This window comes from Flavobacterium chungangensis (genome assembly GCF_042654045.1).
Classification (GTDB): domain Bacteria; phylum Bacteroidota; class Bacteroidia; order Flavobacteriales; family Flavobacteriaceae; genus Flavobacterium; species Flavobacterium chungangensis.
Window position 1 is genome coordinate 1 of sequence record NZ_JBHSFY010000020.1, and the last position, 22,992, is coordinate 22,992.

Sequence of the window (22,992 nt, forward strand, 5' to 3'; positions counted from 1 at the left end):
CAACTGAGATTCAAAAGGTTGTTATTTCGAGGAATTTGTTAATAGAATAAAGAATAAAGAATAAAGAATTAAGAATAAAGAATAAAGAATTAAGAATTAAGAATTAAGAATTAAGAATTAAGAATTAAGAATTAAGAATTAAGAATTAAGAATTAAGAATTAAGAATTAAGAATTAAGAATTAAGTCTTTTTTCTTTGTTCTATATTCTATACTCTTTTCTCTTTTTTAAAAATAATTCACAATTTATAATTCATAATTCATAATTAATATATACATTTGCAGCCTTAACGAGAGGAGGTGTCTATATTATGTTAATTATACCAATTAAAGACGGAGAAAATATCGATAGAGCATTAAAGCGCTATAAAAGAAAATTTGATAAAACAGGAACTGTTCGTCAATTAAGAGCACGTACTGCTTTTATTAAACCATCTGTTATCAAAAGAGCTCAGATTCAAAAAGCGGCTTACATTCAAGGCTTGAAAGACAGTTTAGAAAGTTAGTATTTAGCTTTTTAAAAATAATTACCGTTAGTGGTCAAAATGTTTTAATTTTGATCCTAACGGTTTTTTTTATGCTTAATTTTTAGATTTATGAAAACGAATAAAGAAGCTTTTTCGGATTATCTTTTGCTAGAGAAAAAATATTCTCCGCATACAGTTGAGGCTTATTTGAATGATGTGGTTTCTTTTGAAGCTTTTGTAAAAGAATCTTTTGATCAAGAAAGTATTGATTTGGTGAATTATAGTCAGGTCAGAAGTTGGATTGTCTTTTTGGTTGATCATAATATTTCTAATGTTTCGGTTAATAGAAAGATGGCTTCTTTGAAAGCTTTTTATAAGTTTCTTTTAAAGACGAAGCAGATAGAAGTTAATCCGATGTTGAAGCATAAATCTTTAAAGACTCCGAAAGTGGTTCAGGTTCCTTTCTCAGAAAAAGAGTTGAAGGATTTACTTGCTGCAATTGAGGTTCCGGTTGATTTTGAGGGGATTCGGGATAAATTAATTGTGGAAATGTTTTATGTGACAGGAATGCGTCGCGCTGAATTAATTCATTTAATGATTAAAAATGTCGATCGCTCAAATAATACGATTAAGGTTTTAGGGAAAAGAAATAAAGAACGCATTATTCCAATTTTACCAATTATTGCTGATCAAATTGATTCGTATGTGGGAGAAAGAGATGGTTTGGAAAGTTTGACGGATTGTGACTATTTTTTCGTTTCAAAAAAAGGGTTAAAATTGAGCGAATCTTTTGTTTATCGTTTAATAAATTCATACTTTAGTAGGGTCTCAGAAAAGGTGAAAAAAAGTCCGCATGTGCTTCGTCATACTTTTGCAACTCACTTATTGAACAATGGGGCAGATTTGAATTCAGTTAAAGAATTGCTAGGGCATTCTAGTTTGGCGTCTACACAGGTTTATACTCATAACAGTTTGGCGGAACTTAAAAAAGTGTATAAAGATGCGCATCCTAGGAATAAATAGTGGTTCTAAATGTTAACCCTAAAATTTTTATTATGAAGGTAGATGTTCATGCAGTTAATTTTACTGTCGACAGAAAATTAGTCGATTTTATCCAAGAAAGAATGGGTAAGCTAGAGAAATACTACGATCGAGTGGTTTCATCAGATGTTTTTTTGAAAGTTGAAAGAACGAGTGATAAAGAGAATAAAGTGGTGGAAATAAAGATTAATGTTCCTGGTGATGATTTTTTGGTAAAAAAACAGTGTAAAACATTTGAAGAAGCTGTTGAGCTTTCGGCAGAATCGCTAGAACGTTTACTTGTAAAAAGGAAGGAAAAAATTAGAGCACACATTTAATTGAAATTTTTTTTCAAAAAATGTTTTGATTAAAAGATAAAATACCTACATTTGCAGTCCGTTAGAAATAGCGGACTTTTTTAATGTATTCGCCGATGTAGCTCAGCTGGCTAGAGCAGCTGATTTGTAATCAGCAGGTCGTGGGTTCGAGTCCCTCTATCGGCTCAATAAATTTCAAATGCGATTTGAAATTGGTTCTTTAAAATAATGGAATTTTAAAATTAGGGGAGATACTCAAGCGGCCAACGAGGGCAGACTGTAAATCTGCTGTGTGAACTTCGCAGGTTCGAATCCTGCTCTCCCCACTAAAAAGAAGTTGAAGTTTTAGGTTGTAGGTTTTGGATTAATAAAGTCTAAAGTTTAAAATCTGAATTCTAAACTCAGAACTCTCTGCCGGTGTAGCTCAGGGGTAGAGTGCTTCCTTGGTAAGGAAGAGGTCTCGGGTTCAAATCCCGACATTGGCTCAAGTAAGTAGGAAATTGAAAATTAATATATAACTAAGATTAAAAATTAAGTAAAATGGCAAAGGAGAATTTTAATCGTTCCAAACCGCACTTAAACATAGGTACAATTGGACACGTAGATCACGGAAAAACTACATTAACTGCTGCAATTACAAAAGTATTGTCAGATGCTGGTTACTGTCAAGCAAAATCGTTTGATCAAATCGATAACGCTCCAGAGGAGAAAGAAAGAGGTATTACTATTAATACATCACACGTAGAGTATGAAACTGCTAACCGTCACTACGCTCACGTTGACTGTCCAGGTCACGCGGATTACGTAAAGAACATGGTTACTGGTGCTGCTCAAATGGACGGAGCTATCTTAGTAGTTGCTGCTACAGATGGTCCAATGCCACAAACTCGTGAGCACATCCTTTTAGGTCGTCAGGTTGGTATTCCAAGAATCGTTGTTTTCATGAACAAAGTGGATATGGTTGATGATGCTGAGTTGTTAGAGCTTGTTGAAATGGAAATTAGAGATTTATTATCTTTCTACGAATATGATGGAGATAATGGTCCTGTTGTTCAAGGTTCTGCTTTAGGTGGATTGAACAATGATCCTAACTGGGTTCCTAAAATTATCGAATTAATGGAAGCTGTTGATGCTTGGATCGAAGAGCCAGTACGTGACGTAGCTAAACCATTCTTGATGCCAGTTGAGGACGTATTTACAATTACAGGTCGTGGAACTGTTGCTACAGGTCGTATCGAAACTGGAGTTGCTAACACTGGAGATCCTGTTGAAATCATTGGTATGGGAGCTGAAAAATTAACTTCTACTATTACAGGAGTTGAGATGTTCCGTAAAATCCTTGATAGAGGTGAAGCTGGAGATAACGTAGGTTTATTGTTAAGAGGTATTGATAAAGCTGATATCAAAAGAGGTATGGTTATTATTAAGCCAGGTTCAGTAAAACCACACGCTAAATTCAAAGCTGAGGTTTATATCTTGAAAAAAGAAGAAGGTGGACGTCACACTCCATTCCACAATAACTACCGTCCACAGTTCTACGTACGTACAACTGACGTAACAGGAGTTATTTCTTTACCAGCAGGTGTAGAGATGGTAATGCCAGGTGATAACTTAACAATTGAAGTTGCTTTATTAAGCCCAATCGCTATGAACGTAGGTTTACGTTTCGCTATCCGTGAAGGTGGTAGAACAGTTGGAGCTGGTCAGGTTACTGAAATCGTAGAGTAATTCTATAAAAATAAATAAAAAAGCCAGTGATTATTTTTTAATCACTGGCTTTAATTACGGGCGTAGTTCAAGGGTAGAATAGCGGTCTCCAAAACCGTTGATGGGGGTTCGAATCCCTCCGCCCGTGCAATAAAAAATATATCAAATGACAAAAGTTACTAATTATTTATCAGAGGCTTTCGAAGAGTTAAAGTCAAATGTTACTTGGCCAGCTTGGTCTGAAGTACAGAAATTAACAATTGTTGTGGCTGTATTTTCGATCTTATTCGCTTTGGCAACTTGGGGAGTAGACGAATTTTTTGCAAAAGCTTTGGCTGGATTTTTTAACTGGTTAAAAGGATAATTTTTTTGTGATGGCAGATAATAATGTGAAAAAATGGTACGTAGTTAGAGCAGTTAGTGGTCAAGAGAATAAAGTTAAAGCTTATATCGAGACTGAGATTGCGAGATTAGGTATGGAGGATTATGTTTCTCAGGTTTTGGTTCCTACTGAAAAAGTAGTTACTGTAAAAGATGGGAAAAAATCATCTAAGGATAAAGTTTACTTTCCTGGATATGTTATGATTGAAGCTAACTTAGTTGGTGAAATCCCTCATATTATTAAGTCAATTACTAGTGTTATTGGGTTTTTAGGAGAAACTAAAGGTGGAGAACCTGTTCCTTTAAGACTTTCTGAAGTAAACCGTATGTTAGGTAAAGTAGATGAGTTAGCTGTAAATACAGATACTCGTTCTATTCCATTTAGTGTTGGTGAAACAGTTAAGGTTATTGATGGACCTTTCAATGGATTTAATGGATCTGTTGAGAAAATCAATGAAGAGAAGCGTAAGCTTGAGGTTATGGTTAAGATTTTCGGAAGAAAGACACCATTGGAATTGAGCTTTATGCAAGTAGAAAAAGTATAATTTTTTGTTACACTATAATAAACCATTGTAATCGCTTCCATTGATTACAGTGTAAAATTTTTTAAAAATGGCTAAAGAAATTAGTAAGGTAGTTAAACTACAAGTTAAGGGAGGTGCTGCGAACCCGTCGCCACCGGTTGGACCTGCTTTAGGAGCTGCTGGGGTTAATATCATGGAGTTTTGTAAGCAATTTAATGCTAGAACTCAAGATAAACCTGGCAAAATTTGTCCAGTGCAAATCACTGTGTACAAAGACAAATCATTTGATTTTGTTGTTAAGACTCCTCCAGCGGCAGTTCAGTTAATGGAAGCTGCAAAGCTAAAATCTGGTTCTGGTGAGCCTAATCGTAAAAAAGTAGCTAGCGTTACTTGGGAACAAATTAGAACTATTGCTGAAGACAAAATGCCGGACTTAAACGCTTTCACAATTGAGAAAGCTATGAGTATGGTTGCTGGAACAGCTAGATCTATGGGTATAACTGTATCAGGAGATGCTCCTTTTTAATTAAGAAAAAGAAATGGCAAAATTAACAAAAAAGCAAAAAGAGGCTGCTTCAAAAATTGAAAAGAACAAATTATACTCTTTAAAAGATGCTGCGGCATTAATTAAAGTTGTTGCTTCTGCAAAATTTGATGAGTCTGTTGATATCGCAGTTCGTTTGGGTGTTGATCCAAGAAAAGCGAATCAAATGGTTAGAGGTGTAGTTACTTTACCTCACGGAACAGGAAAAGACGTTAAAGTATTAGCATTGGTTACTCCAGATAAAGAAGCTGAAGCAAGAGAGGCTGGAGCAGATCACGTTGGTCTTGACGATTACTTACAAAAAATTAAAGACGGTTGGACAGATGTTGATGTGATCATTACTATGCCTGCTGTTATGGGTAAATTAGGTCCATTAGGTCGTATTTTAGGACCTAGAGGTTTAATGCCAAACCCTAAAACAGGTACTGTAACTATGGATGTTGCTAAAGCTGTTCAAGAAGTTAAAGCTGGTAAAATTGACTTTAAAGTTGATAAAACTGGTATCGTACACGCAGGAATCGGTAAAGTTTCTTTTGGAGCTGAGCAGATTGTTGACAACGCACACGAAATTATTCAAACATTAATAAAACTTAAACCAACTGCTGCTAAAGGTACATACATCAAAGGTATTCACCTTACAAGCACAATGAGTCCTGCTATCGCATTAGACCCAAAAGCAGTATAATTGGTAGTTAAAAATTTTTAGTATGACTAGAGAAGAAAAATCAATCGCGATTGAAAATTTAACTGCGCAGTTAGCTGGTACAAATATCATTTACATTTCTGATATTTCTGGTTTAAACGCAGAGACAACTTCAAACTTGCGTAGAGCTTGTTTTAAAGCAGGTATCAAATTAGAGGTTGTAAAGAACACTTTGCTTGCAAAAGCAATGGAAGCTTCTTCTAATGATTATGGTGACTTACCTACAGTTTTATCAGGTAACAGTGCTATTTTTATTTCTGATGTTGCTAACGCACCTGGAAAAATTATCAAAGATTTCCGTAAGAAATCTGATAAACCAGTTTTAAAAGGAGCTTACATCAATTCTGAAGTATATATTGGAGACAACCAATTAGATGCATTAGCTACGATTAAATCTAAAGAAGAGCTTATTGGAGAAATCATTGGATTATTACAATCTCCAGCTCAAAGAATTATTTCTGCTTTACAAAACAAATTCGCTGGAAGCGAAGAAGAAGGAGCAGAGTAATTATCGTAAGGGAGTTTGCTTCCTTACTGCTTAATTAGCGCACAATAATTAAATTATATTTTTTACACAAATCATTTTAAACGATAGAAAAAATGGCAGATTTGAAACAATTCGCAGAACAATTAGTTAACTTAACAGTTAAAGAAGTTAACGAATTAGCAACAATATTAAAAGATGAGTACGGAATCGAGCCTGCTGCTGCTGCTGTAGTAGTTGCTGCTGGAGGTGGAGACGGTGCTGCTGAAGAAGCACAAACTGAATTTACAGTTGTATTAAAAGATGCAGGAGCTTCTAAATTAGCTGTTGTAAAATTAGTTAAAGAATTAACTGGTTTAGGTCTTAAAGAAGCTAAAGATGTAGTTGACGGTGCACCAAGCAACGTTAAAGAAGGTGTTTCTAAAGAAGAGGCTGAAGGTCTTAAAAAATCTTTAGAAGAGGCTGGAGCTACTGTTGAGCTTAAATAATTAAACTCAGTTTAAGAACTAGGTTTAGGTCTTGAGTTAACACTCAAAGGCCTAAACCATTTTTCGTATAATAAAATATTATAAATTTTATTATCCCATAGTTTAAAATACGAAAAAGTTTTTGATCAATACGAAGAAAGAAAATCGAACTTGTTTTATTGTTTTATTTTTAAAGATGTATTGATTATAATAAGAAAGTATAGATTAAACAGTGTGTTTACACAAACAAAAATTACTTTTTTTTAATCAAAATTTTGTCCATTGATGATAACAAATCAGACTGAAAGATTGAATTTTGCCTCTACAAAAAATATCCCTGATTATCCAGATTTCTTAGATGTTCAGGTTAAATCTTTTAAAGATTTCTTTCAATTAGAAACGAAATCTGACGAAAGAGGCAACGAAGGGTTATACAATACCTTCATGGAAAACTTCCCAATTACAGATACAAGAAATAACTTTGTATTGGAATTCCTAGATTATTTTGTTGATCCTCCACGTTATACAATTCAAGAATGTATAGAGAGAGGTCTTACGTATAGTGTGCCTTTAAAAGCTAGGTTAAAACTATACTGTACAGATCCAGAACACGAAGATTTTGAAACTATTGTACAAGATGTTTATCTTGGAACAATTCCTTACATGACTCCTAGTGGTACTTTTGTTATTAATGGTGCCGAGCGTGTTGTAGTATCTCAATTACACCGTTCTCCAGGGGTTTTCTTTGGACAGTCATTCCACGCAAATGGAACTAAACTTTATTCTGCGAGAGTAATTCCTTTTAAAGGATCTTGGATAGAATTTTCTACTGATATTAACAGCGTAATGTACGCTTATATTGATAGAAAGAAAAAATTACCTGTAACAACTTTATTCCGTGCTATCGGTTTCGAAAGAGATAAGGATATCCTTGAAATTTTCGACTTAGCAGAAGAAATCAAAGTTTCTAAAACAGGAATTAAGAAATATATTGGAAGAAGACTTGCTGCTCGTGTTTTGAACACATGGCATGAGGATTTCGTAGATGAGGATACTGGAGAGGTAGTTTCTATCGAGCGTAACGAAATCATCCTTGATCGTGATACTATTATCGACAAAGATAATGTTGAAGAGATCATCGATTCTAACGTAAAATCTATTTTGTTGCACAAGGAGGATAATAACCAAGCAGATTATGCTATTATCCACAACACGTTACAAAAAGATCCAACAAACTCTGAAAAAGAAGCTGTAGAGCACATTTACCGTCAGTTGCGTAATGCTGAACCGCCTGATGAGGAAACTGCTCGTGGTATTATAGATAAATTGTTCTTCTCTGATCAACGTTATAACTTAGGTGAAGTTGGTCGTTACAGAATGAACAAAAAATTAGATTTAGATATCCCTATGGATAAGCAAGTGCTTACTAAAGAGGATATCATTACAATCGTTAAATATTTGATCGAGTTGATCAACTCTAAAGCAGAGATTGATGATATTGATCACTTATCAAACCGTCGTGTTAGAACAGTTGGTGAACAATTGTCTCAACAATTCGGTGTTGGTTTAGCACGTATGGCTAGAACTATTCGTGAGAGAATGAACGTTAGAGATAACGAGGTGTTTACACCAATTGATTTGATCAATGCTAAAACATTATCATCAGTTATCAACTCTTTCTTTGGTACTAACCAGTTATCTCAATTTATGGATCAAACGAATCCATTAGCTGAGATTACACACAAAAGAAGACTTTCTGCACTTGGACCAGGTGGACTTTCGAGAGAGAGAGCTGGTTTCGAGGTTCGTGACGTTCACTATACGCACTATGGTCGTTTATGTCCGATTGAAACTCCTGAGGGACCAAACATTGGTTTGATTTCATCTCTTGGTGTTTACGCAAAAGTAAACGGAATGGGATTCATTGAAACTCCATACCGTAAAGTTACAGATGGTGTTGTTGATTTAGAAAGCGCACCAATCTATTTAAGTGCTGAAGAAGAAGAAGGTAAAATGATTGCTCAGGCAAACATTGAAATGGATGCTTCTGGTAAAATTACAGCTAGTAATGTTATTGCTCGTGAAGAGGGTGACTTCCCAGTTGTTGAACCAAGTTCAGTACATTATACAGACGTTGCTCCTAACCAGATCGCTTCGATTTCTGCATCTTTGATTCCTTTCTTGGAGCATGATGATGCGAACCGTGCGTTGATGGGATCGAACATGATGCGTCAGGCAGTTCCTTTGATCCGTCCTGAAGCACCGATTGTTGGTACAGGTTTAGAGCGTCAGGTAGCTTCAGATTCAAGAGTATTAATCAATGCTGAAGGGCATGGTACTGTTGAATACGTAGATGCTAATATCATTACTATTAAATACGATCGTACAGAAGACGAGAGAATGGTTAGTTTTGATGCTGATGAGAAAACGTACAACTTAATTAAATTTAGAAAAACCAATCAAGGTACAAGTATCAACTTGAAGCCTATCGTAAGAAGAGGTGATAGAGTTGTTCCTGGACAAGTATTATCTGAAGGATATGCTACTCAAAATGGAGAATTAGCTTTAGGTAGAAACTTAAAAGTTGCGTTCATGCCATGGAAAGGGTACAACTTCGAGGATGCGATTGTAATTTCTGAGAAAGTAGTTCGCGATGATATTTTTACATCTATCCACGTTGATGATTATTCATTAGAGGTTAGAGATACTAAGTTAGGAAACGAAGAGTTAACAAACGATATTCCTAACGTTTCTGAAGAAGCTACTAAAGATTTAGATGAAAACGGTATGATCAGAATTGGAGCAGAGGTTAAACCTGGCGACATTTTGATTGGTAAAATTACGCCAAAAGGAGAATCTGATCCTACTCCAGAGGAGAAATTGCTTCGTGCAATCTTCGGAGATAAAGCAGGTGATGTGAAAGATGCTTCATTAAAAGCTTCTCCATCTTTACATGGTGTAGTTCTTGACAAAAAATTATTTGCAAGAGCCGTAAAAGATAAACGTAAACGTACTCAAGATAAAGATGCTTTAGGCGCTTTAGAAATGGAATTCGAAACTAAATTTGTTGAATTAAAAGACAGATTAGTTGAGAAATTATTCTTGATCGTTAACGGAAAAACATCTCAAGGTGTAATGAATGATTTGGGTGAAGAAGTTTTACCAAAAGGTAAAAAATATACTCAAAAAATGCTTTACGCAGTAGAAGATTTTGCTCACTTAAGCAAAGGTCAATGGGTTGCTGATGACGCTACTAATAAAATGGTTAATGATTTAATTCATAACTATAAAATTAAGCTGAACGACTTACAAGGAGCTTTAAGAAGAGAGAAATTCACTATTACGGTTGGAGATGAATTACCATCTGGAATCTTGAAATTGGCTAAAATCTATATCGCTAAAAAACGTAAGTTAAAAGTGGGTGATAAAATGGCAGGACGTCACGGTAACAAAGGTATTGTTGCAAGAATCGTTCGTCACGAAGATATGCCTTTCTTAGAAGATGGAACACCAGTAGATATTGTATTGAATCCACTTGGGGTACCTTCACGTATGAACATTGGTCAGATTTATGAGACTGTTCTTGGATGGGCTGGTATGAACTTGGGTAGAAAATTTGCTACTCCAATCTTCGACGGTGCTTCTCTAGACGAGATCAACGCTTTGACTGATGAGGCTAATGTACCACGTTTCGGACATACTTATCTTTATGATGGTGGAACTGGAGAGCGTTTTGCACAAAAAGCAACTGTGGGTGTAATTTACATGCTTAAATTAGGACACATGGTTGATGATAAGATGCACGCACGTTCTATCGGACCATACTCATTGATTACGCAACAGCCACTTGGAGGTAAGGCTCAATTTGGAGGTCAGCGTTTTGGAGAGATGGAGGTTTGGGCACTTGAGGCTTATGGAGCTTCTAGTACTTTACGTGAAATCTTAACTGTTAAGTCTGATGACGTTATTGGTAGAGCTAAAACTTACGAAGCTATCGTTAAGGGTGAAACTATGCCAGAACCAGGTTTACCAGAATCATTCAATGTATTAATGCACGAATTGAAAGGTCTAGGATTAGATCTTCGTTTGGAAGAATAAATAAAATGTTTTCAGTTACAGTCTCAGTATTCAGTTTAGCGCTGAACACTGGGACTGAGACTGTCTACTAAATGTTAGAAGTTTTTAAAGATTTATACCCGTAAACCGTTCCGATTTTTTATAACAATGCCAGGCATTTTATAACTAGCGCTTCAAATAAAAATTTGAGGTTTAGAGAAGTAACCCGAGGTAGTAGCTGAATGATTAACTCTTATCTTTTTAAGAGTAGATTATAAATCTAAATTCAATTTTTTAATTGCAAATAAATCAATAGTAAAAACTATGATGAATAACAGAAACAATAATAAAGATAAGAATCCAGTAAAAAGATTTAACAAAATTTCTATTGGATTGGCTTCACCAGAATCTATCTTGAAAGAATCAAGAGGAGAGGTTTTAAAGCCAGAAACAATTAACTATAGAACTCACAAACCAGAGCGTGACGGACTTTTCTGCGAAAGAATCTTCGGACCAGTAAAAGATTTCGAATGTGCTTGTGGTAAGTATAAAAGAATTCGTTACAAAGGTATCATCTGTGACCGTTGTGGTGTTGAAGTTACTGAGAAAAAAGTACGTCGTGATAGAGTAGGACACATCAACCTTGTTGTGCCAATTGCTCATATCTGGTACTTCCGTTCTCTTCCAAACAAAATTGGTTATATCCTTGGTCTTCCATCTAAGAAATTAGATATGATCATCTACTACGAAAGATACGTAGTAATCCAAGCTGGTATCGCTAAAAATGCAGATGGAGAATCTCTACAAAGATTAGATTTCTTAACTGAAGAAGAATACCTAAACATTTTAGATACTCTTCCGCAAGAAAATCAATATTTAGATGATTTAGATCCAAATAAATTTGTTGCCAAAATGGGAGCAGAGTGTATTATGGATTTATTAGCTCGTATTGACCTAGATGCTTTATCTTATGAATTAAGACACAGCGCTAACAACGAAACTTCTAAACAAAGAAAAACTGAGGCTTTAAAAAGATTACAAGTTGTTGAGTCTTTCCGTGAGTCTAACGAAAACCGCGAAAACCGTCCAGAATGGATGATTATGAAAGTGGTTCCAGTTATCCCACCAGAATTACGTCCGCTTGTGCCACTTGATGGAGGTCGTTTTGCAACTTCAGATTTGAACGACTTATACCGTCGTGTAATCATCCGTAACAACCGTTTGAAAAGATTAATGGAGATTAAAGCTCCGGAAGTTATCTTAAGAAACGAGAAACGTATGTTACAAGAATCTGTAGATTCATTATTTGATAACACACGTAAAGCTTCTGCTGTTAAAACAGAATCTAACAGACCATTAAAATCATTATCTGACTCATTAAAAGGTAAGCAAGGACGTTTCCGTCAAAACTTACTTGGTAAACGTGTGGATTATTCTGCTCGTTCGGTAATTGTCGTTGGTCCAGAGTTAAAATTATATGAGTGCGGATTGCCAAAAGATATGGCTTCTGAATTATACAAACCATTCGTTATCCGTAAATTGATCGAAAGAGGTATTGTAAAAACAGTAAAATCTGCTAAGAAAATCATTGATAAAAAAGAGCCTGTAGTTTGGGACATCCTGGAAAACGTAATTAAAGGACACCCAGTATTACTGAACCGTGCTCCTACTTTGCACAGACTTGGTATTCAGGCTTTCCAGCCAAAATTAATTGAAGGAAAAGCGATCCAGTTACACCCATTAGTATGTACGGCATTCAACGCCGATTTCGATGGTGACCAGATGGCGGTTCACTTACCATTAGGACCAGAGGCTATTTTAGAGGCACAATTATTAATGTTGGCTTCTCACAATATCTTGAACCCTGCAAACGGTGCTCCAATTACTGTACCTTCTCAGGACATGGTCTTGGGTCTATATTACATGACCAAAGAGCGTATTTCTACAGAAGACCACAAAATTATTGGTCAGGATTTAACTTTCTATTCTGCTGAAGAAGTAAACATTGCATTAAACGAAGGAAGATTAGAATTGAATGCTCGTGTAAAAATTAGAGCAAAAGATTTTAATGATGCTGGAGAATTAGTGTATCAAATTATTCAAACAACTGCAGGACGTGTATTATTTAACGAAGTAGTACCTGAAGCAGCTGGATATATCAACGACGTATTGACTAAGAAAAACCTTAGAGATATTATCGGACACATTTTAAGTGTGACTGATGTACCTACAACGGCAGCCTTCTTGGATAATATGAAAGATATGGGGTATAAATTTGCATTTAGAGGAGGTTTATCATTCTCTTTAGGTGATATTAGAATTCCAGAACAAAAAACGAAGTTAATTGCAGATGCTAGAGAGCAAGTTGAAGGTATCTCAACTAACTATAACATGGGTCTTATTACAAATAACGAGCGTTACAACCAAGTTATTGACGTATGGACTTCAGCAAATGCTCAGTTAACAGAGTTAGCAATGAAAAATATTAGAGAAGACCAACAAGGTTTCAACTCTGTATATATGATGCTTGACTCTGGGGCGAGGGGTTCGAAGGAACAGATTCGTCAGTTAACTGGTATGCGTGGTTTGATGGCTAAGCCTAAAAAATCTACTGCTGGTGGTGGTGAGATTATTGAAAACCCAATTCTTTCTAACTTTAAGGAAGGTCTTTCGATCCTTGAGTACTTTATTTCTACTCACGGTGCGCGTAAAGGTCTTGCGGATACGGCTCTTAAAACGGCCGATGCTGGTTACTTAACAAGAAGGCTTCATGACGTTTCTCAAGATGTTATTGTTAACATCGAAGATTGTGGAACTTTAAGAGGTGTTGAAGTTGCTGCATTGAAGAAAAATGAGGAAATCGTTGAATCTTTAGGAGAGAGAATTTTAGGACGTGTTGCATTACAAGACGTTATTAATCCTCTTACTAATGAAGTAATGGTTAAATCTGGAGAGCAAATTACTGAAGCAATTATGAGAACTATCGAAGCTTCTCCAATTGAAAAAGTAGAGGTTAGATCTCCATTAACTTGTGAAGCTTTAAAAGGTATTTGTGCTAAATGTTACGGTAGAAACTTAGCTACTGGTAAAATGACACAAAGAGGTGAAGCTGTCGGAGTTATTGCAGCTCAGTCTATTGGAGAGCCAGGTACACAGTTGACACTTCGTACGTTCCACGTTGGAGGGGTTGCTGGAGGTATCTCTGAAGAGTCTAGTATTGTTACAAGATTCGCAGGTAGACTTGAAATTGAAGATTTAAAAACAGTTAAAGGAGAAGACGGAGAAGGTAACTCTGTTGATATCGTAGTTTCACGTTCAACTGAATTAAAATTAGTTGACGAGAAAACTGGAATTGTTTTAAATACACATAACATTCCTTACGGTTCTAGTATCTTTGTTGGAGATGGCGAAACTGTAGCTAAAGGAACTGTAATCTGTAAATGGGATCCATATAACGGTGTAATTGTTTCTGAGTTTACTGGTAAGATTGCTTACGAAGATTTAGAGCAAGGACAATCGTTCATGGTGGAGATCGATGAGCAGACTGGTTTCCAAGAAAAAGTAATTTCTGAAGCTAGAAACAAAAAATTAATCCCAACTTTATTAGTTTATGGTAAAGAAGGTGAATTGATTCGTTCTTACAACTTACCAGTAGGTGCACACTTAATGGTTGAAAACGGTGAGAAAATTAAAGCAGGTAAAGTATTAGTAAAAATCCCACGTCGTTCTTCTAAAGCGGGCGATATCACGGGAGGTTTACCAAGAATTACTGAGCTTCTTGAGGCTCGTAACCCTTCTAACCCAGCAGTTGTATCTGAAATTGATGGTGTTGTTTCTTTTGGAAAAATCAAAAGAGGTAACCGTGAGATCGTTATCGAATCTAAATTTGGTGAGATTAAAAAGTATTTAGTTAAACTTTCAAGCCAAATCTTAGTACAGGAGAATGACTTCGTAAGAGCGGGAGTTCCATTGTCTGATGGTGCGATTACACCAGATGATATCTTAAGAATTCAAGGTCCAGCTGCTGTGCAACAGTACTTGGTAAATGAAATTCAAGAGGTGTACCGTTTACAAGGGGTAAAAATTAATGATAAGCACTTTGAGGTAGTTATTCGTCAAATGATGCGTAAAGTAAGAGTTCAGGATCCAGGTGATACTTTATTCTTAGAAGACCAATTAATCCATACTAAAGATTTCATCGTTCAAAACGATAAATTGTACGGTATGAAAGTGGTTGAAGATGCTGGAGATTCTTCAGTATTGAAACCAGGTCAGATCATTACACCTCGTGAATTACGTGATGAAAATTCATTATTGAAACGTACAGATAAAAATCTTGTTGTAGCAAGAGATGTAATCACTGCAACTGCAACGCCAGTTCTTCAAGGTATTACAAGAGCTTCGTTACAAACTAAATCATTCATTTCTGCGGCTTCATTCCAGGAGACAACGAAAGTACTTAACGAAGCTGCAGTAGCTGGTAAAGTAGATGATCTAGAAGGATTAAAAGAAAATGTAATTGTTGGACACAGAATTCCTGCGGGAACTGGTATGAGAGAGTACGATAACACTATCGTAGGATCTAAAGACGATTACAACGAAATGATGGCAAATAAAGAAGAATACATTTATTAATTAGGAAACTATGAGTAATCCGAAACAACAACAAGAGCAAATTAATATTGAGTTGGACGAAACTATTGCAGAAGGAATTTATTCTAATCTTGCAATTATCAATCACTCATCATCTGAGTTTGTTTTAGATTTTGTGAGTATTATGCCAGGTATTCCTAAGGCCAAGGTAAAATCAAGAATTGTCTTGACACCACAACATGCTAAAAGATTATTAAAAGCAATAGGTGAAAATATCCATAGATTTGAGGCAGCTCATGGCGAAATCAAAGAAACGGAACAAGCGCCAATTCCGCTTAATTTTGGTCCAACTGGACAAGCATAAATTATAAAGCCCCTTTTTTAAGGGGCTTTTTTTATGGCTTTTGAGTTAAAATGCAGTTTATCGGATTTAATTTACTTTAGTCGGGTAATTTTCTTTTCAAGAAAGTATTTATTTAACTTGCTATTGCCTAAAAAAGATTAAATTTTGAAATATAATGACTTAGTAAAGGTTGATTAATTCAAATTATAAAAAAGCGCTGATTCCATTAGCGCTTTTTTTATGCCAAATATTTTTTTTCTTTTTCCAACCTTTTATTCAAAAACATACTCTATATAAGTATAATAATCCTTTCGTGATTTTTAACTTAAATAATTACAGTATGAAAAAGAAATTCACCTTAGAAATAGCAAGTCCATGTTCTGAAAATTTTGATAAAATGATTCCAAATTCAAATGGTTCGTTTTGTAATTCTTGTATAAAAAATGTAATTGATTTGAGTAGAAAAACCAACTCTGAGGTGGCTAAATTCATTTCAGAAAACAAAGATAGAAGCATTTGCGCCAGATTAAAAGCTTCTCAACTAAAAGAAGAATTTCAATATGATGAAACTTCAAGAATAAGTAATTTTAAATATGCTGCAGTAGCCGCCACTATTTTACTTGCTTCAAATAACGTTGCTGGACAGGAAAAACAAATTATAGAAACAGAAGCAAATTGTCCGGAACCAGCTTATTATGCTCTAGGTAAAGTTGCATATAATCAAACTGTAGATAAAAAGGTTTTGATAATAATTAAAGGCAAGTTAATTGAAGCTAAGTCTAAAAGACCATTTAGAGGAGATTCATATTCTAACTTATCACTTTCTATTAACAATTCGGGACACGCAGTAAAGATAAATCCAAAAACTGGAGAATTTTCTATAGCAACAGAAGTTTCAAAAGACAGCAAAACGCTTATGGTTACGATAAGTGGAAATGACTACTACCTTGCCAAGCAAATCCCTATTAATATAAAATCGGTTAAGGGAAATATATTGCAGCAAAATATAATTATTGCTTCAGAAGAATTTACTAAAATTTATATTGCTGGTGGATTAGGAATTAACTATACAGGACAATAATTAAATTTACATATTGGGGAATGTAAATAAAAAGGCCTGTCTAGAAAAATTAGACAGGCCTTACATATTTTTTCTTTCAAAAGAAATTAATCAAATTCCGATGTAAAGTATAATTTCACAGTTGGATATTTACTCTGCGTCATTTGAATTGTAAAATCAGAATCGGCTAAAAATACCAATTGACCATATTTATCGTGAGCCAAGAATTTTTGTTTGATACGTTTAAATTCTTTGAATTCTTCATTTTTAGCATCATCTGGTTTTACCCAGCAAGCTTTATGAACAGGGAAGTTCTCGTAAGTACATTTAGCGCCATATTCGTGCTCTAAACGATATTGAATTACCTCATATTGAAGTGCTCCAACAGTTCCGATAACTTTACGATTATTCATTTCTAAAGTAAACAACTGCGCTACACCTTCATCCATTAACTGATCTACTCCTTTTTCTAATTGCTTAGCTTTCATCGGATCGGCGTTGTTAATGTATCTAAAGTGTTCTGGAGAGAAACTTGGAATTCCTTTAAAGCTCATAATTTCACCTTCTGTTAGAGTATCTCCAATTTTAAAGTTTCCTGTGTCATGCAAACCAACAATATCACCAGGATAAGAAATATCTACAATTTCTTTTTTCTCAGCGAAAAAGGCATTTGGACTTGAGAATTTTAAATTTTTCTTCTGACGAACGTGGTAATAAGGCTTATTTCTTTCGAAAGTTCCAGAAACAATTTTGATAAAGGCTAAACGGTCACGGTGTTTTGGATCCATATTGGCGTGGATTTTAAAAACAAATCCCGTCATTTTCTCCTCTGTAGGTTCAACTGTACGAGTCTCAGAATCTTTTGCTCTTGGAGATGGTGCAATTGTAATAAAACAGTCTAATAGCTCACGAACTCCAAAATTATTTAAGGCTGAACCAAAGAATACGGGCTGGATTTTTCCATCTAAATAATCTTGACGTTCAAATTTAGGATATACTTCATCAATCAATTCTAATTCTTCACGAAGTTTATTGGCTGCTTTTTCACCCACAATTTTATCTAATTCTGGATTGTTCTGTACATCAGAAAAAGCAATTGTTTCTTCGATATTTTTACGACTGTCTCCGCTGAAAAGATTAATGTTTTGTTCCCATAAATTATAAATTCCTTGGAAATCGTAACCCATTCCGATTGGGAAACTTAACGGTGTAACCTTTAAACCTAATTTTTGTTCTACTTCATCCATCAAATCGAAAGCATCTTTACCTTCACGATCTAATTTGTTGATGAAAACAATCATAGGAATATTACGCATTCTACAAACAGCAACTAATTTTTCTGTTTGTTCCTCAACCCCTTTAGCAACGTCAATTACAACAATTACGCTGTCTACGGCAGTTAAAGTTCTAAATGTATCTTCAGCAAAATCTTTGTGTCCAGGAGTATCAAGGATATTGATTTTTTTATCTTTATAATTAAAAGCAAGCACAGAAGTCGAAACCGAGATACCTCTTTGGCGTTCGATTTCCATAAAGTCACTCGTTGCTCCTTTTTTAATTTTGTTATTCTTTACAGCTCCTGCTTCTTGAATTGCACCTCCAAATAAAAGTAATTTCTCTGTTAATGTCGTTTTACCGGCATCGGGATGCGATATAATTCCAAATGTTCTTCTGCGTTGTATTTCTTTTAAAAAGCTCATATTTCGTATAAATAGGTTGCAAAAGTACTATTAAATTACGGCTTTATAAAAATATTCAGTTCCTAAATTTGGTAGTCTTTACTTCTAACGGGATTTTTAAACAAAAAAATAAGGCTGTTTTGCAACAGCCTTAAATAGTCATTTTTAAAATTACTGATTAATTGACCAAATTGAATATCCTTTTGGAGGACATTGTATTTTTACCCATTTGTCTGCCTGAGTAGTTGGGTACCAAGTTGAGTTTCCTGTAAAATCTTTAATTTGAGTATTGGCCCAATTGGTCTGAACCCATCTTTCTTGCCAAACATCTGAGTTATTAATGTAAACTACCAATCCTGGATTTCCGTTGTATCCATTTCTTCGTGCAACATATTCGTCATTATCAGAATATAAAATAGAAGTTGTTCCAGTTGCTTTATTATTATGAATCCAGATTAGATTATTTAATTTGTTTTTATCTAGCCATTCTTCATAATCTCTATAAAAAATAGTTGGATAACCTTCGTGAGTCAATATATAGGAGTATGCAAGCATTTTGCTCCAAATTTCATCGGTATCATGGTTAGTTACAAAAGTTACCGCTTTATATGGATTGCGTTTCCACATCATATCATCATTCAGCAATGCAAGATTGTTTCCGTCAAAAGCATCATTCATTTTGTAATAGCAAGCAAAGTCAAAAACAGAACTATTAGCTGCGTTTGCCCAGTCATTTAATACATTTACATTTGAATCCCATAATTCTCCAACAGAAAATCCGCCTACATTAGCATTCCAAGCATTTACAACCCAAGCACCGAATCCTTTTACATAGTCGAATCTCCAGCCATCAAATTTCATGGTATTTTTATAGTATTTGCCAACTCCATCAGATCTAATCCACAACCAATCTTTTACATAAGGATCGGCATGGCATAAGTCGGGAAATCCTCCAAACGAGCCTTCATCATTATTGCCATAGCTATTTTTGTAAAAATTAGCATAAGTACGTTTAAATTTTCCAGACGCAATTCCATTAAAATTAGTCCAAGTATTTGTTCCAGTAAAAGGATTCGCTTCCGATTGTCCTCCACTGTTATGGTTAATTACAATATCCGCATAGACCTTTATGTTTTCTGCGTGTGCAGCTGTAATCAAATTGACCAATTCGGTTTTTGATCCGAATCTTGTTTCTGTTGTTCCATTTTGGTTATAGTCGCCAAAATCAAAATAATCTGTTGGGTCATATCCCATAGAAAATGCTCCATTTTGTGCTTTTGAAGCAGGTGGAAGCCAAATTGAGCCAATTCCAGCATTTCCCCAAGCCGTTACTTTACTGCTTACTGTATTCCACCAATTTCCTCCAGCAGGAACATCCCAATAGAAAGCTTGCATCATAACACCTCCGCCAGGATTATCAACATATTTTCCTGTTGTAGAATTGCCCGAACCTCCTGTACTGAAAGGTTTGCCATCATGGTGCGTAACATCAATGATTTTAAATTTTTGACTTTCAGTTTTTGCGTCCGATGCGCTGATTTCATTTTCGGAACACGAATATAGAAGTGCACTAAACGCCGTAATAAGGCATAATTTTAAAATAGGTTTTTTCATAATAGATGTGGTTAAGTTAAATAGTGAGCTTTGTAATTGTTTAATTATAAGGTTTAAAAACGCAGATATTGCTATTTTTTACCCTGTAAATTATTAATTACGCATCTAAAGTAAAGTTTTTTTGATTTAATTTTAATTTGCAATAAAATAGAGGTTAACGAAAACGTTGTAGTGTTGAGAACTTTTTTTTATGGTGCTTATAATTAGGTATTTATTTGATGTTTAAAACTAGATTTTGAAAGCAATTAGAAACTGTCTTTCATTGAATTAGAAAAATTGGAAGAAATGATTTCGTACATTGAAAGAGAACTATCCTATAATTTTTTGTTAATACTATATCGGATAGTTGGATTATGTAATTGAATTGTTATTTTTGTTCGTTATAAGTTACGAAAGAACTATACTTTAATTATTTATGTTTGATGAACATACATAGTTTCAGAGGGATTATCTAAAACAGGCTTACATTCAAATAAAAATTAAAATAATGCTATTAAAAAAATTACAGCTAAAAACAATTGATTACAAGTTTGCACTAACAATTTGTTTTTTTCTTTTTTTTACTCCACTTATCTCAGCGCAAGAAATTATTCCTGATGTTGTGGCCCAAAAACCAGTTGAAGTTCCTTCTGGTGGGAAATTGAAAATCGACGGAATTATTGCAACAGTAGGAGATTATATCGTTTTAGATTCTGATATCGATAAAGGATTTTTGGAAATTACTGCGCAAGGCGGATCTGTGAAAGATATTACAAGATGCCAGATGCTTGGTAAACTTTTAGAAGATAAATTATATGCTCACCAAGCAATTCAGGATAGTATTATCGTAAGTGATGCGGAGGTAAGAGGAATGATGGAAGATCGTCTTAATTATATGACGCAACAGGTAGGAGATATCAATAAAGTTGTTGAATACTACAAAAAAAGTTCTGTAGAAGAGTTTAAAACTTATTTTGCTGATATCTTAAAGGAGCAAAAATTAGCATCGGAAATGAGAGATAAGATCGTTAAAGATGTTGAAATCACTCCAGAAGAGGTTCGTAATTTCTTTAAGAAAATCCCAAAAGATGAATTGCCAACTTTTGGAGCTGAAATGGAAGTAGCGCAGATTGTTGTTGAGCCTAAAATTTCTAAAGAAGATAAGCAAAAAGTTATCGATAGATTAAATGCAATTCGACAAGACGTTCTAGAAGGTTCTAGTTTTGCAACAAAAGCAGTTTTGTATTCTCAAGATCCAGGATCTGCACCAAATGGAGGATATTATAAAATGACAAGAAAAACTCCTTTTGTTAAAGAGTTTAAAGATGTTGCATTTAGTTTGCAAGCGGGTGAGATCTCTCAGCCATTTGAAACTACTTTTGGATACCATATTATTATGGTAGAAAAAATTAAAGGGCAAGAAGTAGAGCTTCGTCATATTTTGATTGCTCCAACTGTTTCTGAAGCAGCTTTAAAAGAAGCAAAAGAAAGAATTACAAATATTAGAAATAAAATCATCAATAAAGAACTGACTTTTGCTGACGCTGCAAGAACAGAATCTGATGAAAAGGAAACTAGAGCAAACGGAGGAACATTGGTAAATCCAACCACGCAAGATACTCGATTTGAGTTGACAAAAATGGATCCGACTTTATACAGCCAGGTTTCAAATTTAAAAGGAGATGAAATTTCTCAACCACTTTTAAATACTGATGATAAAGGTAAAAAAACATATAAGTTAATTACAGTTACCAACAGAATTGAAGATCATACGGCAGATTATGCCAAAGATTATACTAAGATTAAAGAATTAGCATTAAAAGAAAAGCAGATTAATGCAATTGCAAAATGGTTTGATGCTAAAATTAAAGATACTTACATCAAAATTATCGGCGAGTATAAAGACTGTTCTTTTGCAAACAATTGGTTGAAAAAATAAGTTTTAATAAATAAATAAAAAGAGTTAGTTTTATGAATTCATAGAATTAACTCTTTTTAATTTTAAATACATTCATAAATGTCTGACGTAACAGCAATTCACAATTTAGTTCAAAAAAGAAATGAATTAAAAAAAGAAATAGCGAAAATCATTGTAGGGCAAGACGCCGTTGTAGATCAAATTTTACTTTGTATATTTTCTGGAGGACACGCACTTTTAATTGGAGTTCCTGGTTTAGCAAAAACCTTAATGATAAATACTTTATCTCAAGCTTTAGGTCTTGATTTTAAAAGAATTCAGTTTACGCCAGATTTGATGCCTTCTGATATTTTAGGAAGCGAAATTTTAGATGAAAATAGGAACTTCAAATTCATTAAAGGCCCCATTTTTTCTAATATTATTTTGGCCGATGAGATAAACAGAACGCCGCCAAAAACGCAAGCAGCTTTATTGGAAGCCATGCAAGAAAGATCGGTAACCATTGCAGGACAACATCATAAATTAGATTTGCCCTATTTTGTTTTAGCGACTCAAAACCCTATTGAGCAAGAAGGAACTTATCCTTTACCAGAAGCGCAATTAGACCGTTTTATGTTTGCTATTAAATTGGAATATCCAACTTTTGAAGAAGAGGTTCAAGTGGTAAAACGTACAACTTCAGACGTTAAAACAGAGATTAATCCTTTATTCACGGCGCAAGAAATTATCGATTTTCAGCACTTAATTCGCAGAATCCCTGTTGCAGACAATGTAATAGAATATGCGGTAACTCTAGTAAGCAAAACTCGTCCAGATAATAGTTTAACTAACGATTTTGTGAAAAACTATTTAGATTGGGGAGCAGGACCAAGAGCTTCACAAAACTTAATTCTAGCAGCAAAAGCGCATGCGGCTTTTAATGGGAAATTCTCACCAGATATTGAGGATGTTCAAGCTGTTGCAACAGGTATCTTGAGGCATAGAATTATTAAAAACTATAAAGCTGATGCTGAAGGTATAACAGAAGAAGTTATTATTAAAAAATTAATGTAAAATTTAAAATTTATATTTATAGAATCCTGATAATTTATTGTCAGGATTTTTTGTTTTTAGCAAGTCAAAAACTTTCTCAAAAGAC

The 22,992-nt window shown here is 34.6% G+C and carries 18 protein-coding genes and 4 tRNA genes; 20 read left to right on the forward strand and 2 right to left on the reverse strand.

Annotated features, from left to right (window positions below):
- Positions 1-309: 309 nt before the first annotated feature.
- The 18 genes from rpsU to ACFO3N_RS23140 all read left to right on the forward strand — a co-directional run bounded on the left by rpsU (position 310) and on the right by ACFO3N_RS23140 (position 16,685).
- Positions 310-504 carry a 30S ribosomal protein S21 gene (gene rpsU / locus ACFO3N_RS23055; RefSeq protein ID WP_026730435.1) on the forward strand — a complete coding sequence of 65 codons (195 nt, stop codon included), beginning with the start codon at positions 310-312 and terminating at the stop codon, positions 502-504.
- 90 nt (positions 505-594) lie between these two features.
- Positions 595-1,488, forward strand: coding sequence for a tyrosine-type recombinase/integrase (locus tag ACFO3N_RS23060; RefSeq protein WP_379801227.1), 894 nt, complete (start codon positions 595-597; stop codon positions 1,486-1,488).
- Positions 1,489-1,520: 32 nt separating this feature from the next.
- The gene (hpf, locus tag ACFO3N_RS23065) at positions 1,521-1,823 is read left to right on the forward strand and encodes a ribosome hibernation-promoting factor, HPF/YfiA family (RefSeq protein ID WP_008466930.1); all 303 of its coding nucleotides are present in this window, start codon (positions 1,521-1,523) and stop codon (positions 1,821-1,823) included.
- 91 nt (positions 1,824-1,914) lie between these two features.
- Positions 1,915-1,988 (forward strand) — tRNA-Thr (locus ACFO3N_RS23070).
- A 59-nt stretch (positions 1,989-2,047) separates the two neighbouring features.
- Positions 2,048-2,128 (forward strand) — tRNA-Tyr (locus ACFO3N_RS23075).
- An 87-nt stretch (positions 2,129-2,215) separates the two neighbouring features.
- Positions 2,216-2,287: transfer RNA gene (locus ACFO3N_RS23080), tRNA-Thr, on the forward strand.
- A gap of 55 nt (positions 2,288-2,342) precedes the next feature.
- A complete protein-coding gene (gene tuf / locus ACFO3N_RS23085; RefSeq protein ID WP_026730432.1) occupies positions 2,343-3,530 on the forward strand; it encodes an elongation factor Tu in 1,188 nt (395 codons plus the stop codon).
- A 56-nt stretch (positions 3,531-3,586) separates the two neighbouring features.
- Positions 3,587-3,657, forward strand: a tRNA-Trp gene (locus ACFO3N_RS23090).
- Positions 3,658-3,675: 18 nt separating this feature from the next.
- Positions 3,676-3,873: a preprotein translocase subunit SecE gene (gene secE, locus ACFO3N_RS23095; RefSeq protein ID WP_379801228.1), complete on the forward strand. Its 198-nt coding sequence runs from the start codon at positions 3,676-3,678 to the stop codon at positions 3,871-3,873.
- Between the two features lie 10 nt (positions 3,874-3,883).
- Entirely contained in the window at positions 3,884-4,435 is a 552-nt protein-coding gene (gene nusG, locus ACFO3N_RS23100; RefSeq protein ID WP_008466925.1) for a transcription termination/antitermination protein NusG, read from the forward strand.
- A 67-nt stretch (positions 4,436-4,502) separates the two neighbouring features.
- Positions 4,503-4,940, forward strand: a complete 438-nt coding sequence (gene rplK, locus ACFO3N_RS23105; protein WP_008466923.1) for a 50S ribosomal protein L11 — start codon at positions 4,503-4,505, stop codon at positions 4,938-4,940.
- A 13-nt stretch (positions 4,941-4,953) separates the two neighbouring features.
- The gene (rplA, locus tag ACFO3N_RS23110; protein ID WP_025572415.1) at positions 4,954-5,643 is read left to right on the forward strand and encodes a 50S ribosomal protein L1; all 690 of its coding nucleotides are present in this window, start codon (positions 4,954-4,956) and stop codon (positions 5,641-5,643) included.
- A gap of 22 nt (positions 5,644-5,665) precedes the next feature.
- A complete protein-coding gene (gene rplJ / locus ACFO3N_RS23115; protein ID WP_012024014.1) occupies positions 5,666-6,169 on the forward strand; it encodes a 50S ribosomal protein L10 in 504 nt (167 codons plus the stop codon).
- A 92-nt stretch (positions 6,170-6,261) separates the two neighbouring features.
- Positions 6,262-6,633 carry a 50S ribosomal protein L7/L12 gene (rplL, locus tag ACFO3N_RS23120; RefSeq protein WP_008466917.1) on the forward strand — a complete coding sequence of 124 codons (372 nt, stop codon included), beginning with the start codon at positions 6,262-6,264 and terminating at the stop codon, positions 6,631-6,633.
- 264 nt (positions 6,634-6,897) lie between these two features.
- Positions 6,898-10,710, forward strand: a complete 3,813-nt coding sequence (rpoB, locus tag ACFO3N_RS23125) for a DNA-directed RNA polymerase subunit beta (RefSeq protein ID WP_248729635.1) — start codon at positions 6,898-6,900, stop codon at positions 10,708-10,710.
- Positions 10,711-10,992: 282 nt separating this feature from the next.
- Entirely contained in the window at positions 10,993-15,303 is a 4,311-nt protein-coding gene (gene rpoC, locus ACFO3N_RS23130) for a DNA-directed RNA polymerase subunit beta' (RefSeq protein WP_250833872.1), read from the forward strand.
- Positions 15,304-15,313: 10 nt separating this feature from the next.
- Positions 15,314-15,625 (forward strand): DUF3467 domain-containing protein, encoded by a 312-nt coding sequence (locus tag ACFO3N_RS23135; RefSeq protein WP_055094614.1) that lies wholly within the window; start codon positions 15,314-15,316, stop codon positions 15,623-15,625.
- Between the two features lie 319 nt (positions 15,626-15,944).
- The gene (locus ACFO3N_RS23140) at positions 15,945-16,685 is read left to right on the forward strand and encodes a hypothetical protein (RefSeq protein WP_379801229.1); all 741 of its coding nucleotides are present in this window, start codon (positions 15,945-15,947) and stop codon (positions 16,683-16,685) included.
- Between the two features lie 86 nt (positions 16,686-16,771).
- On the opposite strand, the gene ACFO3N_RS23145 is transcribed toward ACFO3N_RS23140, so the two are convergent.
- Both ACFO3N_RS23145 and ACFO3N_RS23150 read right to left on the reverse strand, forming a co-directional pair.
- A complete protein-coding gene (locus ACFO3N_RS23145; protein WP_379801230.1) occupies positions 16,772-18,364 on the reverse strand; it encodes a peptide chain release factor 3 in 1,593 nt (530 codons plus the stop codon).
- A 150-nt stretch (positions 18,365-18,514) separates the two neighbouring features.
- Positions 18,515-19,957 (reverse strand): alpha-amylase, encoded by a 1,443-nt coding sequence (locus tag ACFO3N_RS23150; RefSeq protein ID WP_379801231.1) that lies wholly within the window; start codon positions 19,955-19,957, stop codon positions 18,515-18,517.
- A gap of 487 nt (positions 19,958-20,444) precedes the next feature.
- On the opposite strand from ACFO3N_RS23150, the gene ACFO3N_RS23155 reads away from it, so the two are divergent.
- Both ACFO3N_RS23155 and ACFO3N_RS23160 read left to right on the forward strand, forming a co-directional pair.
- Complete coding sequence (locus ACFO3N_RS23155) at positions 20,445-21,875, forward strand: peptidylprolyl isomerase (protein WP_379801232.1); 1,431 nt, start codon at positions 20,445-20,447, stop codon at positions 21,873-21,875.
- Positions 21,876-21,953: 78 nt separating this feature from the next.
- Entirely contained in the window at positions 21,954-22,907 is a 954-nt protein-coding gene (locus tag ACFO3N_RS23160; protein ID WP_095928768.1) for an AAA family ATPase, read from the forward strand.
- The last annotated feature ends 85 nt before the right edge of the window (positions 22,908-22,992 follow it).

Excerpts from the sequence above, each read along its gene's own strand:
- rplA (WP_025572415.1), top strand. The coding sequence starts at position 4,954 with ATGGCAAAATTAACAAAAAAGCAAAAAGAGGCTGCTTCAAAAATTGAA.
- ACFO3N_RS23145 (WP_379801230.1), bottom strand. The coding sequence starts at position 18,364 with ATGAGCTTTTTAAAAGAAATACAACGCAGAAGAACATTTGGAATTATA.
- rpoB (WP_248729635.1), top strand. The coding sequence starts at position 6,898 with ATGATAACAAATCAGACTGAAAGATTGAATTTTGCCTCTACAAAAAAT.
- rpsU (WP_026730435.1), top strand. The coding sequence starts at position 310 with ATGTTAATTATACCAATTAAAGACGGAGAAAATATCGATAGAGCATTA.
- rplK (WP_008466923.1), top strand. The coding sequence starts at position 4,503 with ATGGCTAAAGAAATTAGTAAGGTAGTTAAACTACAAGTTAAGGGAGGT.
- ACFO3N_RS23150 (WP_379801231.1), bottom strand. The coding sequence starts at position 19,957 with ATGAAAAAACCTATTTTAAAATTATGCCTTATTACGGCGTTTAGTGCA.
- ACFO3N_RS23135 (WP_055094614.1), top strand. The coding sequence starts at position 15,314 with ATGAGTAATCCGAAACAACAACAAGAGCAAATTAATATTGAGTTGGAC.
- hpf (WP_008466930.1), top strand. The coding sequence starts at position 1,521 with ATGAAGGTAGATGTTCATGCAGTTAATTTTACTGTCGACAGAAAATTA.
- rpoC (WP_250833872.1), top strand. The coding sequence starts at position 10,993 with ATGATGAATAACAGAAACAATAATAAAGATAAGAATCCAGTAAAAAGA.
- nusG (WP_008466925.1), top strand. The coding sequence starts at position 3,884 with ATGGCAGATAATAATGTGAAAAAATGGTACGTAGTTAGAGCAGTTAGT.
- rplL (WP_008466917.1), top strand. The coding sequence starts at position 6,262 with ATGGCAGATTTGAAACAATTCGCAGAACAATTAGTTAACTTAACAGTT.
- ACFO3N_RS23060 (WP_379801227.1), top strand. The coding sequence starts at position 595 with ATGAAAACGAATAAAGAAGCTTTTTCGGATTATCTTTTGCTAGAGAAA.
- tuf (WP_026730432.1), top strand. The coding sequence starts at position 2,343 with ATGGCAAAGGAGAATTTTAATCGTTCCAAACCGCACTTAAACATAGGT.
- ACFO3N_RS23160 (WP_095928768.1), top strand. The coding sequence starts at position 21,954 with ATGTCTGACGTAACAGCAATTCACAATTTAGTTCAAAAAAGAAATGAA.
- ACFO3N_RS23140 (WP_379801229.1), top strand. The coding sequence starts at position 15,945 with ATGAAAAAGAAATTCACCTTAGAAATAGCAAGTCCATGTTCTGAAAAT.
- rplJ (WP_012024014.1), top strand. The coding sequence starts at position 5,666 with ATGACTAGAGAAGAAAAATCAATCGCGATTGAAAATTTAACTGCGCAG.
- ACFO3N_RS23155 (WP_379801232.1), top strand. The coding sequence starts at position 20,445 with ATGCTATTAAAAAAATTACAGCTAAAAACAATTGATTACAAGTTTGCA.
- secE (WP_379801228.1), top strand. The coding sequence starts at position 3,676 with ATGACAAAAGTTACTAATTATTTATCAGAGGCTTTCGAAGAGTTAAAG.